The following is a 16,458-nucleotide window of genomic DNA, read 5'->3' as shown; positions in this document are numbered from 1 at the left end:
TCACCGATGAACGAACGGGGCGCCCGACGGCGTGAGGCCGCCGCGATGAAACAATTGAAGAGTGAAGCGTCTCAGTAGCCGCCAGTCCGTCGTGCTCGGTCTCGGAACGGGCGCGGCGCTCGCCGCGACGACGAGCGCGGCGTCCGTCACCATCGCGGCGGTCTTCGCGCGCAAGCTCGTCACACCTGAGAAGGAAAAACCGAACGACGCGGACGTCCTGACCGTCCGTCACGGCCTCGACGGGGTGGCCACGAGCGCAGTCTTCGCGTCGAGCGTCGAATCCCTCGCGCCCGGCCGCTACGGGCTGTACTGGGACGACGAACGCGGCCACGCTCGCATCGGCGAGATCCTCGGTCACACCGACGCGGGCGGCGTCATCCGGGCCGTCGACGCCGTCACGCGCGGCGAGCTCCTCCCGGGCCCCGCCCGCTGGAGCGGCTGGTACGTCGACGGTTCGCCCCAGGACGCGTACGGCATCCGAACCGAAGAACTCGCGCTTCCCACCGTCAACGGCCGCGCGCCGGCATGGGTGACGCGCGCCGGCGACGGCACCCGCTGGGCGGTTCTCGTCCACGGCCGCGGCGCCCGTCGCGGGGAGACGTTGCGCGCCGTCCCGGTGCTCACCGACCTCGGCATCTCGTGCATCATCCCGAGCTACCGCAACGACTCCGACGGGCCCGCCAGCAGCGACGGCAAGTACGCCCTCGGACTCACCGAGTGGGAAGACGTCGATCTCGCCCTCGAGTTCGCGCTGCGGGAGGGCGCGCGCAGCATCGACCTGCTCGGCTGGTCGATGGGCGGCGCGATCGTCATGCAGGTACTCGCGCGCAGCGGCCACGCGGGGGCGGTGCGTCGCGTCGTCCTCGACGGGCCGGTGCTCGACTGGGCCGACGTCATGGCTCACCATGCGCGGGCCAATCGGCTGCACCCGCGCCTCGCCGACCTCGCGGCACGTCTGTTGGGCGGCAACCGATCGAGCCGGCGGATGACGGGGCTCGCGCAGGCGATCGACGTCACGCTGACGAACTGGGTCGCGCGCGCCGACGAGCTGACGAAGCCGATGCTCGTCATCCACTCCGTCGACGACGAGTTCGTGCCCTACGGACCGAGCGCGGAGCTCGCACGACTGCGCCCTGACATCGTCACCTGGCAGCGCTGGGAGCAGGCCCGACATGTGCGCGAGTGGAACACCGACCCGGCCCGTTGGGAGCGATACGTCCGCGAGTTCCTCGCTCGCTGAGCGCCGTTCGTACGCCTGATCGCTGCGGAACGAGCGGGTGGTGGTCGCTCTGTCGCCGACGAGCGTTGAATCGGCGTCCTTCGAAAGCGTTGCGCCCCAACGGATCACCGTGATCTCGCCGAATCGCTTGTCCGTGCGGAGGCGAAGTGCATGACAACGCCGGTCGGGTCTGCCACGATGACTGGTATGTCCAAGAAGGCCAAGAGCGAGTCGCCCGAGGCGCCCGAGAAGGCAGCGAAGAGCGCCTCCTCGTCGTCGAAGGTCGCCACCAAGAGCGACACGACCAAGTCGGCGAAGGAGGCGGGTACGTCGTCGAAGACGTCCGCCAAGACCACGGCCGCCGGGGGAGCGTCCACGAAGACCACGACGTCTGACGCGCAGCCGAAGAAGAAGTCGGCTGGCAAGGCGTCGAAGAAGTCGTCCTCGAGCAAGAAGTCGGCTGACACGACGGCGAAGTCCGACGCGAAGAAGAAGTCCGAGGCGACGAAGAAGTCCGAGGCGAGCGCGGCCAAGACGGCGGCCACGTCGAAGACCGCCGAGGCGGAGGCACCGACGGCGAAGGGCGAGAAGAAGGCGGAGAAGTCGGCGTCCGACGCCACGTCCGAGGCGAAGAACGTCGACACGTCGACGAGCACGGCTCGCCTTGCGCCCGCCAAGGTGGCTCGTCTCAAGCAGGCCGAGGAGGTCATCGCGAACGTCGGCCGTGACAAGGCGACGCGCAAGGAGACGAAGAAGTTCAAGGCCGTCAAGAGCGACTTCGCCTCGGCGCTGCGCGTCGGTGAGGGGTTCGTCCTCGCCGACCTGGACGCGTCGTCCACGCCCGCGTTCGACGGCGGGCCCAAGAAGGCCGAGAAGGTCATGCGCAAGACGGGCGACGAGCTCGCTGACCTGCAGGAGCGGCTCTACGCGAGCGAGCGTCACCCCGGCGGGCGCAGCGTCCTGCTGCTCGTGCAGGGCATGGACACCTCCGGCAAGGGCGGCATCATGCGTCACGTCGTCGGCACGATGGACCCACAGGGCGTCGAGCTGACGGCCTTCAAGACGCCGACGAAGGAAGAGCAAGCGCATCCGTTCCTGTGGCGCATCCGCAATGCGCTGCCCAAGCCCGGTTATGTCGGGGTGTTCGACCGGAGCCAGTACGAGGACGTCCTCGTCGTGCGTGTCCACGACCTCGTCTCGCGACCGGTGTGGATGCGTCGCTACGGCCAGATCAACGCGTTCGAGGAGTCGGTCGTCGCGAATGGCACGACGATCATCAAGGTGATGCTCCACATCTCCGCCGACGAGCAGAAGGCGCGCCTTGCCGAGCGTCTCGAGGACCCGGAGAAGTTCTACAAGTTCAACCCGGGCGACCTCGTCGAACGCTCCTACTGGAGTGAGTACCAGGAGGCCTACCAGGCGCTGCTGGAGAAGACGTCGACGGACGTCGCGCCGTGGTTCGTCGTCCCGGCCGACAACAAGTGGTATGCGCGTCTTGCTGTGCAGCAGCTCGTCCTCGAGCACCTGCGCGCCCTCGCCCTCGAGTGGCCGGAGGCGACGTTCGACGTCCCCGAGCAGCGCGCTCGCCTCGAGAAGCTCTGACGTACACGCCGCGGGCCGGGTCCGTACGAGCACGGCCGGCGGCGCGCCAGGCACGAGAAGACGAACATGACGAGGGGCTGACCGGTTCGATCGAACCGGTCAGCCCCTCGTCATGCGTTCGTCAGCTCTCTGTGCGTGGCGCCTGCAGCACCGCGAGGGTGCGCGGGGGCAGCTTGACGGTGTCGCCGCCGCTCAGTTCGACGCCTGCTTCGGCGTCCTCGGGCAGGCTGGAGATGGCGAAACTCCACTCCGAACCCTTCTTGACGACCTCGGGGATGACGAAGTGCGTCTCGTCGTGGCCGGGGTTGAACAGCAGCAGGAAGTGGTCGTCGACGACCGACTGGCCCTTCGCATCCTGCGCGTGGATCGCGTCACCGTTGAGGTAGACCATGATCGTGCCGGCTCCGGAGGCCCAGTCGCCGTCCTGCATCTCCTCACCGTTCGCGCCGAACCAGACGATGTCGCCCCAGTCGCTGCGCCCACCGTGCTCGGCGTCGCCGGCGAAGAAGCGTCGACGCTGGAACGCCGGGTGCGTACGACGCAACGCGATGAGCTGCTGCGTGAACTCCAGCAACGAACGGCGACGGTCGTCGAGATCCCAGTCGATCCAGGAGATCTCGTTGTCCTGGCAGTACGTGTTGTTGTTGCCGCCCTGCGTGCGTCCCAGCTCGTCACCGTGCAGCAGCATCGGCACGCCTTGGCTCAGCATGAGCGTCGCGAGGTGGTTGCGAATCTGACGATCCCGCAGCGCGAGCACGCTCGCGTCATCGGTCTCGCCCTCGACGCCGCAGTTCCAGCTGCGGTTGTGCGATTCGCCGTCGTTGTTGCCCTCGCCGTTGGCGTCGTTGTGCTTCTCGTTGTAGCTGACGAGGTCGCGCATCGTGAAGCCGTCGTGCGCGGTGACGAAGTTGATCGACGCGATCGGTCGACGCCCCGAGTGCGCGTACAGGTCGCTCGAACCAGTGAGACGGGAGGCGAACTCGCCGAGCGAACCCGGCTCACCACGCCAGTAGTCGCGCACGGTGTCGCGGTACTTGCCGTTCCACTCCGTCCACAGCGGCGGGAAGTTGCCGACCTGGTAGCCGCCGTCACCGACGTCCCAGGGCTCGGCAATGAGCTTGACCTGGCTGATCACCGGATCCTGCTGGATGATGTCGAAGAAGGCGCTCAACCGGTCGACCTCGTGGAACTGACGCGCGAGCGTCGCAGCGAGGTCGAAGCGGAAACCGTCGACGTGCATCTCGTTGACCCAGTACCGCAGCGAATCCATGATGAGCTGCAGCACGTGCGGGCTGCGCATGAGCAACGAGTTGCCCGTGCCCGTCGTGTCGAAGTAGTGCGCCTTGTTGTCGTCGACGAGGCGGTAGTAGTTCTCGTTGTCGAGGCCGCGGAAGCTCAGCGTCGGGCCGTTCTCGTTGCCCTCGGCGGTGTGGTTGTAGACGACGTCGAGGATGACCTCGATGCCCGCCTCATGCAGCGCCTTGACCATCGCCTTGAACTCGGTGACCTGCTGACCGCGTTCACCACTCGCCGAGTACGCGTTGTGCGGCGCGAGGAAGCCGATCGTGTTGTAACCCCAGTAGTTCGTCAGGCCCTTCTCGACGAGCGTCGTGTCCTGAACGAACTGGTGCACCGGCATGAGCTCGATCGCCGTCACGCCGAGGTCGACGAGGTGCTGCACGATCGCGGGGTGACCGATCGCGGCGTACGTGCCACGGATCTCCTCCGGCACGTCCGGGTGCGTCATCGTCAGACCCTTGACGTGCGCCTCGTAGATGACGCTCTGGTGGTACTCGTGCTGCGGCGGGTGGTCGTGACCCCAGTCGAAGTAGGGGTTGATGACGACGCTCAGCATCGTGTGAGCGAGCGAGTCGTCGTCGTTGCGCTTGTCCGGCTCGAGGAAGTAGTAGCTGAACAAAGACTCGTCGCCGTCGATCTGACCCTCGATCGCCTTCGCGTACGGGTCGAGCAACAGCTTGTTGACGTTGCAACGCTGCCCGTTCTCGGGGTCGTACGGGCCCTCGACGCGGTAGCCGTACCGCTGACCGGGCTGCACGCTCGGCACGTAACCATGCCAGACGTGGCCGTCGACCTCCGTCAGCTCGATGCGCGTCTCGACCATGTCGTCGTCGACCAAGCAGAGGAAGACCTTCTCGGCCGCTTCCGAGAAGATTGCGAAGTTGACGCCGGTGCCGTCGAACGTGGCACCGAGGGGGTAGGGCTTGCCCGGCCAGATATCCATGGCGTCTACCTAACCATGAAGTAGGACGCGCTCGTCGCACGCCGGTTCGGGCGTGGACACGGCTGCGGCGAGCCTCCCCGCCTTCCGCGACGAACGCCGCTAACGTGCTCGGGTGAGCGAGCAGGCGGAGCAGGATCAACCGTCGATGCTGCGTACCCGCGCCCGCCGCGTGGCGCGCCGCGTGCCCGGCCTCTACGCCGTGTGCCGCCTCGTGCTCGAGACGCTGCGTCAGTGCATGCGCTACCGCGTCACCGGCCTCGCCTCCGAGGCGGGTTTCTTCGCGTTGCTGTCCTTCCCGCCGCTCGTCTACGGCCTGCTCGGCGTCATGGGCTACGTCGGCGGCGCCCTCGGCGGACGTACCGTGGACGACATCGTCCGCTCGATCGAGCGCTACCTCGAGGGGATCCTGTCGGGGGAGGCGCTGCAGAACGTCGTCATGCCGACGCTGCACGACGCGCTCGAGGGCGGACGCCCCGACGTCGTCTCCATCGGCTTCCTGCTGTCGCTGTGGTCCGGTTCGCGGATGATCAACGTCATCGTCGACACCATCTCGATCATGTACGGCCAGGGCGGCGTGCGCGGCATCGTGCGCGCCCGTGCGCTGTCGGTGACGTTGTACTTCGTCTCGCTGCTGTTCATCGGCGCCGTGCTGCCACTCATCGTCATCGGCCCGGATCTGCTCGGACGCATGCTGCCGCCCGGTCTGCTGTTCCTGCTGACGCTGTACTGGCCCGTCGTCGGCGCCATCACGATCGTCGGGTTCGCGACGCTCTACTACATCGCGACACCTGTGCGCACGCCATGGGTGCGCGACCTGCCCGGCGCCGGATTCACCCTCATCGCCTGGGTCATCATCTCGCTGTTCCTGCGCAGTTGGTTGTCGGCGTCCGTCGGCGGCATCTCGATCTACGGCCCGCTCGCGGCAGCGATCATCGCGCTGATCTGGCTGTACTCGTTGTCGATCGCCGTGCTCATCGGTGCCGCGCTCAACAGTGCCGTCGCGCGGCTGTGGCCGGTCGCCGCCGCGCCCGTCGGAGTGCGTGCGCGGACGCGTGGGCTCATCGAGGAACAGGTGGCCAAGGTGCGTTCACGGGCGGGCGACGACGCCCCGTACGACCAGGAGAACGAGACGTCGGCCGGCGCCAGGCATGGGCGCCCGTACGGCGAGCGAGCTGCCGTGGTGGATCGTGGGGCGCGGCCCGACGATGGCGTGGTGGCGCAGGGCGAAGCCGCCGCCGAGTCTGCTCGCCCCGACGACATGGCGCAGCGTCGCAGCGCGTGACGCGGCATCCGCGCCGCCCACGTTGCGCGTGAACGTGAGCATCGGTTAGTGTTTCCTCTCGTTGCAGCGCGACAGCGCAGTAGCAGGCGGACATAGCTCAGTTGGTAGAGCGCAACCTTGCCAAGGTTGAGGTCGCCGGTTCGAGCCCGGTTGTCCGCTCTGTGTCTTCTTGGACACGCACGGTGCGAACCGTGTTCGGTGGAGTGGCCGAGAGGCGAGGCAACGGCCTGCAAAGCCGTCTACACGGGTTCAAATCCCGTCTCCACCTCGGGCGATTGGCGCAGCGGTAGCGCGCTTCCTTGACACGGAAGAGGTCACTGGTTCAAACCCAGTATCGCCCACCAGAACCGAACACAGCCACGATGCTCCCACGGCCCGGCCGTCGGGAGCATCGTGGCTGTTACGCTGCAGGCTGCGAGCTGCCGGCTGGGCGAGAGATCCTGGGCCGGTGTGCGGGGGACGCCGTGGGCGCGGGGCCCGGCGGCCATCGCCCGGAAACGCGTCATGGATGACGCGTTGTGGGGCAAAGTCGAGCGGCGCATGCGGGCGGGGCCGTCGACCGAAGTGCAGCGGGCCTGCCGGCTTTCCTTGGTGCGGCTCATGTGCGCATGATGGCGTCATGACGAATGAATCGAACTTCGACCTCGGCTCCATGGACGGCTACGCGGATCAGGCCCAGGCCGCCGACGACGTCACGGGCGAGACGTACGAGAACATGCTCGACCAGGGGTTCACGACGCCGGAGCGCGAGCCGAACGTCGAGCGCTGGGAGAACGAGCACGAGACCCTCGACGAGCGCCTCGAGGAGGAGGTGCCCGACGTCGACCCCGACTCGGCGTACGGCAACCCCGACGGCGTTCCGTCACCTGACGACGAGTTCGACGACACGCGCGTCGGCCGCGTCGTCGCCCCCGACGAGGGCCTGGCGGAGGATCGCGAATCCGAACTCGTCGCCAAGGACGACGGTTTCGCGGGTGGCGCCTCGAGCGCTGAAGAGGCTGCGCTGCACTTCACGGACGGTCGCGACGCGGCGGGTTTCGACGACGGCATCGTCGACGAGCCCGGCGCCTGATCGAGCGGACGCAGAGTGCGAGGCCGCCGGAGCGTCGCGGTGCGCCGCCGTCAGCGGGATCCGAGCGTGAGGATGAGGTCGGCCATGCGCTGAGGGCGGTCGAGCATGACGAAATGGCCGGATCGCTCGAGGACGGCCTTCCGCACGTCTGCATCGGCGGCGATTTCGCGCGCCTGGCGCAGCACGGCGCGCACCCAACGGGTTGGCGTGCGTCGCTGCAGGCGCCCGTTGGCGGCGACGACGAGCGTCGGCAACTGCGGCGTCAGCGGTGACGTCGTGCGCAGCGCATGCAGCTGACGAACGCAGGACGAATATGCCGACAATTCGTGAAGACAGGTCTCGAGCACGCTGATCGACGCCATCTCGTCGCGCAGGCCGGGGACCGATCGCGCGAGTGAACGACGCGCGGGCACCGCCAGCGTGCGAATCGTGGGGCCGCAGACCCGCCAAGCAGCGACGGCCGAGCGGCTTCACAGGGCTGCCGCCAGGAGTCGTGCGCGTCGGCCCGATCGAGGCGTCTCGGGCTCGGCGGAGCCGTCCTCGGCGAGTGACCCGTCGAGCAGGACGAGGGCCGCGGCCTGCTCCGGGGCCATGCGCGCCGCGGCTTCCGCCACGACAGCCCCGAATGAATGACCGACGAATGTGACAGGGCCCGGCACGCCCAGCGCGTCGAGCGCGTTCAGCAGGTGCGCTGCGTCGTCCTCGAGCATGGTCGGCGCGCCGGCCGTTTCTGTTCTTGGGGACGGTCGGCGTCCGCGCGTTCGACATCGCGACGTGCGGCATCAGGACATGCGCGGCGCCAGGGTGCTCGACATCAAGGCGTTCGGCGTCGAGGTGCCCGGTGCCAAGACGCTCGTCGGCGGGAGCTTCGACGGCGATGACGCGATGGGTGGCCGACAAGCATGGCGCGACAGGCGCACAATCCCACACGAACGACGCGATGCCGGGGGAGCAGGCGAGCGCGGGCCCGTCGCCTGCGTCGAGAACGCGCGTCGCGCGGCCCGTCACGCTGATCATCTGGGAAGCGCGCCGGGAAACGGCTCAGCAGGGGAGGCCGAGGACGAATCGGACGCCCGGCGGTGGCCCGGCCCGGCGAATCGATGCGGCCCGCACCGTGGCGGCGCACCACGTCCGCACGGCGACGCGTTCGCGACGGCGGGTCGAGACGTGACCGACGGCCGCTGCGGCGTCGTGGTCGAGGCGCAGCTCCCGCCACACGATGCGCAGGCGGGCGTAGGACAGCGCGGAGATGACGACGAGCAGCACTCCCGAGAGGCCGTCGGTGGTGCGCAGGAGCGTCGCGGCTGGGCGTCCGGAGACGAGGTACGCCGAGGCGTACGACGTCCACGGATGCAGCTGCGGATCGAGCAGCGGCGCGATGAGCCAGGTCGAGGACAGCACGGCCGTGATGAGGCACGGTCGGCGTGAAGCCAGCGTCCTCCGTCCCGCCTTCGTCGTCGCGATCGCGCACTCGTCGAGCGGCGTGCGTGGGCCCCGATCCCCGTCGACTCGGCGATGCCGATTTGGTGAACACGCGATGATCCGGGTAACGTTCTCGTCGTTGCCGAGGGCGGAAAGCCCGAGGAAACAGGCGGACATAGCTCAGTTGGTAGAGCGCAACCTTGCCAAGGTTGAGGTCGCCGGTTCGAGCCCGGTTGTCCGCTCCATTCCCATATCTGGGGCGATTGGCGCAGCGGTAGCGCGCTTCCTTGACACGGAAGAGGTCACTGGTTCAAACCCAGTATCGCCCACCATCACATCAAGGCCTTCGGCGTGTCGCCGGAGGCCTTGATGCACATTCGGCCAAGACTGATCGAGGCTCGCTCTCGCAGGAACCGTCTCCCTCAGGCAGGGGCCGAGCACGCAGCGTCCGTGACCGCCGCACGATCCAAGGGGAGCGCATGAGCGCCGAAGCCACGCACCGACCAGGAATCGCCCAGTGGACGACGTGGGCTCCGATCCTCGGAGCCGTCGTCCTCGCGGCCACATGGGGACGCAGCCTGCCGGGCATCGTCGCCGTCCTCGTCACCGCGGCGTTGTTCGGAGCTGTTCTCGCCGCCGTCCACCACGCCGAGGTCATCGCCGCAAAGGTGGGCGAGCCGCTCGGTTCGATCGTCCTCGCGGTCGCCGTCACCGTCATCGAGGTGGGGCTCATCGTCACCCTCATGGCCTCCGGCAAGGACGGCGTCGAGACGCTTGCGCGCGACACGGTGTTCGCGGCGCTCATGATCACGATCAACGGCATCGCCGGTCTGTGCATCTTCCTCGGCGCGGGGCGCCGCGGGTTGGCACGCTTCAACCCGGAAGGGTCGGCGGCCGCGTTGGCGGGCGTCGTCACCGTCGCGGGGCTGTGCCTCGTGCTGCCGACGTTCACCTCGGCCCGCAGCGGGCCGGAGTTCTCGCCGTCGCAGCTCGCGTTCGCCGCGATCAGCTCGATCGGTGTGTACGCGATGTTCGTCCTCACCCAGACGGTGCGTCACCGCGACTTCTTCGTGCCCGTCGACCGCGCCGGCAAGCCGCTCGACGACGAGGGAGACGAGGACGCCCACGGCCCGGCCCCGTCGACGCGCGCCGCGCTCGTCAGCCTGGGCCTGCTCGTCGTGGCGCTCGTCGCTGTCGTCGGTCTGGCGAAGGTGCTGTCGCCGTCGATCGAACAGGCCGTCGACGCCGCGGGCTTCCCGCAGAGCTTCGTCGGCGTCGTCATCGCCCTCGTCGTGCTGCTGCCGGAGACGCTCGCCGCCGCGAAGTACGCGCGCGCTGGACGCGTTCAGAACAGCCTCAATCTCGCGTACGGCTCGGCGATGGCGAGCATCGGCCTGACGATCCCGACGCTCGCGGCGCTGTCGCCGTTCTTGTCGTCACCGCTCGAACTGGGCCTCGGCAGCATGCACATCGTGCTGCTCGTGCTCAGCCTCGTCGTCGGCATCCTGACGATCGTCCAGGGCCGCGCGACGCGGTTCTCCGGGTGGATCCTGCTGGTGCTGCTGTTCGCGTACGTTTTCCTCGCCGCGAATCCGTGACCGTGACCCGCGTCCGGGCAGCGCGCGACGGCGTGCGTCCTCGGTAGGTCGCCACGTGGCCGGGCTCATCCGCTGCGGCGCATCCGCCTGCGCGGGACGCGGCCGGACTACTGTGGCCTCTCGTGATCGACGCTCTCGCCGCCAGCACGGATCGTGCGCTCTTTCGCGACGTCACGGCGTGGGACGTCGAGGCGGTGACGTCGGATCCCGACGATCTCGAGCACGGTTTCCACGTCGTCGTGCAGACGTTCGAGGGCGAGCTGCTGGCCGCGCGCATGCGATCGGTGGTGCGGCACCCGAGGCAGCCGTGGCGGGGGAGTGCGGCCCTGGCCGAGCCGGCGTCAAGGCCCGCGGAATGTCACGTCGAATGGCGATCGTCGCTGTCGCGCGACGCCTACTGCGACGGCGTCGAACGGATCCGCGAGCACATCGCGGCAGGCGACGTGTACCAGGTCAACCTCTGTCGGACGCTGACGACGGACGCCGCGCTCGACCTCGACGTCCTGTTCCGCGGCGTGCTCGCCCACAACCCGGCGCGTCACGCCGCGCGTATCGACATCGCGGGCCTGCCGCAGATCGTCAGCGCCTCGCCGGAGATGTACCTCGCGCGCGAGGGCGCCGTCATCAGTTCCGCGCCGATCAAGGGCACGTCGACGTGTCCGGAGACGATGCTCGCGAAGGACGTGACGGAGAACGTCATGATCACCGACCTCGTGCGCAACGACCTGCAACGTGTCTGTGTGCCCGGCTCGGTGCGCGTCGATCCGCTGCTCGAGATGCAACAGCACCCCGGCCTCGTCCACCTCGTCTCGACGGTGTGGGGCGAGGTCTGTGACGGCGTGACGTGGGCGCGGCTGCTCAGCGCGACGGGGCCGCCCGGCTCGGTGTCGGGCACCCCGAAACGGCGGGCTCTCGACGTCATCGAATCACTCGAGGTGGGGGCGCGCGGGCCGTACTGCGGCGCCATCGGGTGGATCGACGCCGATCGGGGCGCCGCGGAGCTGGCCGTCGGCATCCGTACGTTCTGGCAGAAACCCGCCGGGGGTGGGGCTGCGGCCGCGAACGGGCACGGGATATCGTCTCCGTCGACCCACTTCGGGGTGGGCGCCGGGATCACGTGGGATTCGGTGCCTACGGCAAAATGGGATGAGACCGAACTGAAGGCACATCGCCTGCTCGCCATCGCGCGGGGCGCGGCACTGGAGGAGACACCATGAGCATCCGGATCTGGGTCGACGGTCGCCGCGTCGACGAGGGCGCGGCCATCTCACCGATCGACCACGGCATCACCGTCGGCGACGGCGTGTTCGAGACCGCCAAGATCGACGGCGGCCGCGTGTTCGCGTTGTCGCGTCATCATGATCGGATGGATCGCAGCCTCGCCGGCCTCGGCCTGCCGAAGCTCGATCGCGACCGCATCGACGAGGGCGTCAAGGCCGTGCTCGAGGGTGAGCACATCGACTTCGGGCGCCTGCGCTACACCGTGACCGGCGGCGTCGGCCCACTTGGTTAGGATCGCGGCGACGCCCCGCAGACGTACATCGTGACGGCGGGCGCCGTGCCGCGACCCGCGCCGACGACGAAGGTCGCGACGGTGCGCTGGACGCGCAATGAGAACTCGGCCGTCGCCGGGTTGAAGACGACGTCGTACGCGGAGAACGTCGTCGCGCTCGCCGCGGCCAAGGAGGCCGGCGCGAGCGAGGCGATCTTCTCGAACACGCTCGGCAACCTGTGCGAGGGCACCGGGTCGAACATCTTCGTCGTGCTCGGTGAGCGCGTCGTCACGCCGCCGCTCGAGGACGGCCCGCTCGCCGGCATCACGCGCGCGCTGACGATCGAGTGGGCGCGCGAGGCCGGCGTCGAGATCGCCGAGGAACACCTGAGCTTCGACGTGCTCGACGAATGCGACGAGGCGTTCGTCACCTCCTCGACACGCGACGTGCAGGGCGTGCACGCCATCAACGACCGGGCGCTGTGCGACGAGGGCACCCCCGGACCCATGACCTCGCGCATCGCGGCGATCTTCGCCGAGCGTCAGGGCGAGCTGCTCGGCTGACGGCGGGTTCCCGTCGGGTGTGCCTCGGCGCGGGGTCCCCTCGACACGGGACGGCGCGATGTCGTGGCGGTTGATGTGGGTTGACGTCGGTTCACGCCCGGCCGTGAAGTCTCCCGCGCGCGGCGTTGGAATGGTCGGCTCAGGCGCCCCCCCGTTAGGCTTGGCTGTCATGAGCTCGACGACCTCCGCCCGCGACGCTGATTCCCGCGATTCTCGAGAGCCCGGGCAGGGCGAGGAGCACGACTGGGAGTGGCGTCGACGCATCCGCGCCAACCCGAAGAGCGCGCGACTGTACCGCATCGGCGTCGGTGTGCTCGGCGCAATCGTCGTCATCGTGGGCATCGTGCTGCTGCCGTTTCCGGGGCCGGGCTGGCTCGTCATCTTCCTCGGCCTCGGCATCTGGGCGAGCGAGTTCGAGCGCGCGCAGCGGCTGCTCGGCTGGGTACGCGCGAAGGTGCAAGCGTGGTGGGACTGGCTCGAACGCAAGGGCTGGTGGGCGCAGGCGCTGGCCGGTCTCGCGACGTTCGCGCTCGTCGTCGCGATCTTCTGGGCGATGTTCGCGGTGTCCGGGGTGCCGGGATGGTTGCCGGACTTCGCCGAGAACTGGCTCGACGACGTGCCGGGGCTCGGCGGCTGACGCGCCGGCCCGTTTGGTGTTCATCGACGCCGTGGGCTAGTGTTTCCCGCGCACCACACGGATGTATAGCTCAGTTGGTTAGAGCGTTCGCTTCACACGCGAGAGGTCAGGGGTTCGAGTCCCTTTACATCCACCATCAGGACGCGGAATCATCGGATTCCGCGTTTTTTGCGTCCCGCGGACACCGCTGGGCCGCCGATGGAAGGAGCGCCCATGCCCGTCCTGCTCGCCGCCGTCACCGACTCGCCCCTCGACGTCGACGCCCACGTGCGCGCCGTCGACGACGCACGTCAGGGCGCGTGCGTGACGTTCGTCGGGACGGTGCGCAACCACGACCCGGAGGCTGACGGCGAGGTCGTCGCGCTCGATTACACCGCGCACCCGAGCGCCGCGGCGACGTTGCGCGAGGTGGCGGAGGCCGTCGTCACGCAGCTGGATCCGTACGGTGAGACACGCGTGGCCGTCAGCCACCGCATCGGACGCGTCGCGGTGGGGGAGAGCGCCATCGTCGCCGCCGTCAGCTCGCCGCATCGTGCCCTGGCGTTCACGGTGTGCGGCGAACTGGTCGACCGCATCAAGCACGACGTCCCGCTGTGGAAGCAGCAACACCTGCGCGACGGCAGCGCGGTGTGGTCCGGGCTGCCGTCATGATCGACCTGCCGACACCCCGCGTGCGCCGTGCCCTGCGCGGCGAACTCTCCACCGCTGCAGGCGTTTCGGATGACGGTCCGCTCGTCGACTCGTTCGGGCGGGTGCATCGTGACCTGCGCATCTCGCTGACCGACAAGTGCAATCTGCGTTGCACCTACTGCATGCCTGCCGAGGGTGTGCCGCTCGCGCCGCGCGACTCGTTGTTGGCGAGCGACGAGATCGTCACGGTGGCTCGCATCGCCGTCGAGGCCGGCATCGACGAGATCCGCCTCACGGGCGGCGAACCGCTGCTGCGCCCCGACATCGTCGACCTCGTCGAACGCCTGGCGGCACTCGAGGGGCCGGGCGGGCGCCCCGAGTTGTCGATGACGACGAACGCCGTTCGGCTCGCGCAGTTGGCGAAACCGTTGCGCGACGCGGGCCTGGCGCGACTCAACGTCAGCCTCGACACGCTCTCGCCCTCGCGTTTCGCGACCATGACCCGTCGGGATCGACTCGACGACGTCATGACCGGTCTCGACGCGGCGCGCTGCGCCGGTTTCGCGCCGATCAAGATCAACACGGTGCTGCTGCGCGGTGTCAACGACGACGAGGCGCCTGCACTGCTCGACTGGGCCCTCGCTGAGGGGCACGAACTGCGTTTCATCGAACAGATGCCGCTCGACGGCGGGCACGTGTGGAACCGCGCCGAGATGGTGACGGCTGCCGAGACGCTCGCCCTGCTGCGTCGCACGCACTCACTGGACGCGCTGCCCGGACGCGGCGCCGCCCCGGCCGAGCTGTACGAGGTCGACGGAGGCCCGGGCCGCGTCGGCATCATTGCGAGCGTGACGATGCCGTTCTGCGGCGCGTGCGACCGGCTGCGGCTCACCTCCGACGGCCAGCTGCGCTCGTGCCTGTTCGCGCGCGGCGAGACCGACGTGCGCTCGGTGCTGCGCAGCGCTGGCACGGACGCCGATGTCCGCGCCCGCATCCGAGCCTGCCTCGCCGGCAAGCAACCCGGCCACGGCATCGACGAACCCGGATTCCTCCAGCCGCCGCGGCCGATGAGCGCCATCGGCGGCTGAGCGATCGATGGCGCGCCTAGGTCGGGTAGTCGGGTCGGTGCACACGTGGGTGCCAGGCTCGCGCTGCGGGGCGCCGGCGCGTCGTCCCGCCTCCCCAGGCCTGCCGACTGAGTAGTTATGCACTGTTTTGGCATAACTACTCAGTCGGGGTATTCTGAAGGCATGTCCAAGGTCTTGACTTCCCTGCCCGTCGGCGAACGCGTCGGCATCGCCTTCTCCGGTGGCCTCGACACCTCCGTGGCCGTCGCCTGGATGCGCGACAAGGGCGCCGTCCCCTGCACCTACACCGCCGACCTCGGCCAGTACGACGAGGACGACATCGAAGGCATCCCGGGCCGTGCCGGCCAGTACGGCGCCGAACTGTCGCGTCTTGTCGACTGCAAGAAGGCGCTCGTCGAGGAGGGTCTCGCCGCCATTGCGTGCGGCGCGTTCCACATCCGCTCCGGCGGGCGCACGTACTTCAACACGACGCCGCTGGGTCGCGCCGTCACGGGCACGCTGCTCGTGCGCGCCATGCAGGCCGACGGCGTGTCGATCTGGGGCGACGGCTCGACGTTCAAGGGCAACGACATCGAGCGTTTCTACCGCTACGGTCTGCTCGCCAACCCGGGCCTGCGCATCTACAAGCCGTGGCTCGACGCCGACTTCGTCAGCGAACTGGGTGGGCGCCAGGAGATGTCCGAATGGCTGACGGCGCACGATCTGCCCTACCGCGACTCGGCCGAGAAGGCCTACTCGACGGACGCCAACATCCTCGGCGCGACGCACGAGGCGAAGACGCTCGAGCACCTCGACGAGTCGATGGAGATCGTCAAGCCGATCATGGGTGTCGCGTACTGGGACGACGCGGTGAAGATCGACACCGAGGACGTCGTCATCCGCTTCGAATCGGGTCTGCCCGTCGCGATCAACGGTGACGACTTCGGCGGCGACGTCGTCGCCCTGTTCCAGGAGGCCAACGCCGTCGGCGGACGCCACGGGCTCGGCATGAGCGACCAGATCGAGAACCGCATCATCGAGGCCAAGTCGCGCGGCATCTACGAGGCGCCCGGCATGGCGCTGCTGTTCATCGCCTACGAACGGCTGCTCAACGCCGTCCACAACGAGGACACCATCGCCGCGTACCACAACGACGGACGGCGCCTCGGGCGGCTGCTGTACGAAGGACGCTGGTTCGACCCGCAGTCGCTCATGATCCGCGAGGGTCTGCTGCGCTGGGTGGCGTCCGCCGTCACGGGTGAGGTGACGCTGCGCCTTCGTCGAGGCGAGGACTACTCGATCGTCGATACCCAGGGCGACAACTTCTCCTACCACCCCGACAAGCTGTCCATGGAGCGCACCGAGAACGCCGCATTCGGCCCCGTCGACCGCATCGGGCAGCTGACGATGCGCAACCTCGACATCGCCGACACGCGTGGCAAGCTCGAGTTCTACGCCGCACACGGCGGGCTGGGCAAGGCGCAGACCGACCTCGTCGGCCAGCTCGAGCCCGGTGGCGCGCAGCAGATCGCGTCGAACCCGAACGTCGACGCCGACGCTCTCGCACTCGACGAAGCGGCGATGGAGTTCGGCACCGACTGACCTGCCGAGACGTCGGCGCCGATCGACCA

13 protein-coding genes, 6 tRNA genes and 2 pseudogenes are annotated in these 16,458 nt (G+C 68.7%); 17 read left to right on the top strand and 4 right to left on the bottom strand.

Annotated elements, in window-relative coordinates; translation table 11 throughout:
• Positions 1-61 precede the first annotated feature (61 nt).
• Both B2284_RS03315 and B2284_RS14350 read left to right on the top strand, forming a co-directional pair.
• Positions 62-1,240, top strand: a complete 1,179-nt coding sequence (locus tag B2284_RS03315) for an alpha/beta hydrolase (RefSeq protein WP_286697186.1) — start codon at positions 62-64, stop codon at positions 1,238-1,240.
• A 186-nt stretch (positions 1,241-1,426) separates the two neighbouring features.
• Positions 1,427-2,821: a PPK2 family polyphosphate kinase gene (locus B2284_RS14350; RefSeq protein ID WP_349676086.1), complete on the top strand. Its 1,395-nt coding sequence runs from the start codon at positions 1,427-1,429 to the stop codon at positions 2,819-2,821.
• A 121-nt stretch (positions 2,822-2,942) separates the two neighbouring features.
• Here the strand turns inward: B2284_RS14350 and glgX are convergent, their stop codons facing one another.
• The gene (glgX, locus tag B2284_RS03305; RefSeq protein WP_286697185.1) at positions 2,943-5,063 is read right to left on the bottom strand and encodes a glycogen debranching protein GlgX; all 2,121 of its coding nucleotides are present in this window, start codon (positions 5,061-5,063) and stop codon (positions 2,943-2,945) included.
• Positions 5,064-5,175: 112 nt separating this feature from the next.
• Between glgX and B2284_RS03300 the strand changes: the two genes are divergently transcribed.
• The 5 genes from B2284_RS03300 to B2284_RS03280 all read left to right on the top strand — a co-directional run bounded on the left by B2284_RS03300 (position 5,176) and on the right by B2284_RS03280 (position 7,417).
• The gene (locus tag B2284_RS03300; protein WP_286697184.1) at positions 5,176-6,345 is read left to right on the top strand and encodes a YihY/virulence factor BrkB family protein; all 1,170 of its coding nucleotides are present in this window, start codon (positions 5,176-5,178) and stop codon (positions 6,343-6,345) included.
• Positions 6,346-6,431: 86 nt separating this feature from the next.
• Positions 6,432-6,504, top strand: a tRNA-Gly gene (locus tag B2284_RS03295).
• Positions 6,505-6,542: 38 nt separating this feature from the next.
• A tRNA-Cys gene (locus B2284_RS03290) sits at positions 6,543-6,613 on the top strand.
• Position 6,614: 1 nt separating this feature from the next.
• Positions 6,615-6,689: transfer RNA gene (locus tag B2284_RS03285), tRNA-Val, on the top strand.
• 275 nt (positions 6,690-6,964) lie between these two features.
• Positions 6,965-7,417: a DUF5709 domain-containing protein gene (locus tag B2284_RS03280; protein ID WP_286697183.1), complete on the top strand. Its 453-nt coding sequence runs from the start codon at positions 6,965-6,967 to the stop codon at positions 7,415-7,417.
• Between the two features lie 50 nt (positions 7,418-7,467).
• Here B2284_RS03280 and B2284_RS03275 read toward each other — a convergent pair whose 3' ends face one another.
• From B2284_RS03275 to B2284_RS03265, 3 genes and pseudogenes are all read right to left on the bottom strand, one after another.
• Positions 7,468-7,740 carry a hypothetical protein gene (locus B2284_RS03275; protein WP_286697182.1) on the bottom strand — a complete coding sequence of 91 codons (273 nt, stop codon included), beginning with the start codon at positions 7,738-7,740 and terminating at the stop codon, positions 7,468-7,470.
• A 147-nt stretch (positions 7,741-7,887) separates the two neighbouring features.
• A pseudogene (locus tag B2284_RS03270) lies at positions 7,888-8,160 on the bottom strand (alpha/beta fold hydrolase); the annotation flags it as partial.
• Positions 8,161-8,458: 298 nt separating this feature from the next.
• Positions 8,459-8,818 (bottom strand): hypothetical protein, encoded by a 360-nt coding sequence (locus B2284_RS03265; RefSeq protein WP_286697181.1) that lies wholly within the window; start codon positions 8,816-8,818, stop codon positions 8,459-8,461.
• A gap of 190 nt (positions 8,819-9,008) precedes the next feature.
• Here B2284_RS03265 and B2284_RS03260 point away from each other — a divergent pair.
• The 10 genes and pseudogenes from B2284_RS03260 (at position 9,009) to argG (ending at position 16,429) form a co-directional block, all read left to right on the top strand.
• Positions 9,009-9,084, top strand: a tRNA-Gly gene (locus B2284_RS03260).
• Positions 9,085-9,096: 12 nt separating this feature from the next.
• Positions 9,097-9,171 (top strand) — tRNA-Val (locus tag B2284_RS03255).
• 147 nt (positions 9,172-9,318) lie between these two features.
• The gene (locus B2284_RS03250; protein WP_074039219.1) at positions 9,319-10,437 is read left to right on the top strand and encodes a calcium:cation antiporter; all 1,119 of its coding nucleotides are present in this window, start codon (positions 9,319-9,321) and stop codon (positions 10,435-10,437) included.
• 122 nt (positions 10,438-10,559) lie between these two features.
• The gene (locus B2284_RS03245) at positions 10,560-11,654 is read left to right on the top strand and encodes a chorismate-binding protein (protein WP_286697180.1); all 1,095 of its coding nucleotides are present in this window, start codon (positions 10,560-10,562) and stop codon (positions 11,652-11,654) included.
• Positions 11,651-12,493: pseudogene (locus B2284_RS03240) on the top strand (aminotransferase class IV). The gene B2284_RS03245 and the pseudogene B2284_RS03240 overlap by 4 nt, the downstream one beginning before the upstream one ends.
• A 169-nt stretch (positions 12,494-12,662) precedes the next feature.
• Positions 12,663-13,130 (top strand): TIGR02611 family protein, encoded by a 468-nt coding sequence (locus B2284_RS03235; protein ID WP_115296277.1) that lies wholly within the window; start codon positions 12,663-12,665, stop codon positions 13,128-13,130.
• Between the two features lie 59 nt (positions 13,131-13,189).
• A tRNA-Val gene (locus B2284_RS03230) sits at positions 13,190-13,266 on the top strand.
• A gap of 77 nt (positions 13,267-13,343) precedes the next feature.
• On the top strand, positions 13,344-13,781 hold the full coding sequence (locus B2284_RS03225; protein WP_006944537.1) for a molybdenum cofactor biosynthesis protein MoaE: 438 nt from the start codon (positions 13,344-13,346) through the stop codon (positions 13,779-13,781).
• A complete protein-coding gene (moaA, locus tag B2284_RS03220; RefSeq protein WP_286697179.1) occupies positions 13,778-14,848 on the top strand; it encodes a GTP 3',8-cyclase MoaA in 1,071 nt (356 codons plus the stop codon). Before B2284_RS03225 ends, moaA begins: the two co-directional genes overlap by 4 nt.
• Before the next feature lie 162 nt (positions 14,849-15,010).
• Positions 15,011-16,429, top strand: coding sequence for an argininosuccinate synthase (argG, locus tag B2284_RS03215; protein WP_038567937.1), 1,419 nt, complete (start codon positions 15,011-15,013; stop codon positions 16,427-16,429).
• The last annotated feature ends 29 nt before the right edge of the window (positions 16,430-16,458 follow it).

This window comes from Dermacoccus sp. UBA1591, assembly GCF_002322065.1.
GTDB classification, from domain to species: Bacteria; Actinomycetota; Actinomycetes; order Actinomycetales; family Dermatophilaceae; genus Dermacoccus; species Dermacoccus nishinomiyaensis.
Note: the sequence above shows the minus strand (reverse complement) of the source record. Positions and strands in the feature narration are given on the sequence as shown.

What these genes read in the sequence shown, in the direction of transcription:
- argG (WP_038567937.1), top strand. Translation starts at nt 15,011, where the DNA reads ATGTCCAAGGTCTTGACTTCCCTGCCCGTCGGCGAACGCGTCGGCATC.
- B2284_RS03280 (WP_286697183.1), top strand. Translation starts at nt 6,965, where the DNA reads ATGACGAATGAATCGAACTTCGACCTCGGCTCCATGGACGGCTACGCG.
- B2284_RS03250 (WP_074039219.1), top strand. Translation starts at nt 9,319, where the DNA reads ATGAGCGCCGAAGCCACGCACCGACCAGGAATCGCCCAGTGGACGACG.
- moaA (WP_286697179.1), top strand. Translation starts at nt 13,778, where the DNA reads ATGATCGACCTGCCGACACCCCGCGTGCGCCGTGCCCTGCGCGGCGAA.
- B2284_RS03225 (WP_006944537.1), top strand. Translation starts at nt 13,344, where the DNA reads ATGCCCGTCCTGCTCGCCGCCGTCACCGACTCGCCCCTCGACGTCGAC.
- glgX (WP_286697185.1), bottom strand. Translation starts at nt 5,063, where the DNA reads ATGGATATCTGGCCGGGCAAGCCCTACCCCCTCGGTGCCACGTTCGAC.
- B2284_RS03235 (WP_115296277.1), top strand. Translation starts at nt 12,663, where the DNA reads ATGAGCTCGACGACCTCCGCCCGCGACGCTGATTCCCGCGATTCTCGA.
- B2284_RS14350 (WP_349676086.1), top strand. Translation starts at nt 1,427, where the DNA reads ATGTCCAAGAAGGCCAAGAGCGAGTCGCCCGAGGCGCCCGAGAAGGCA.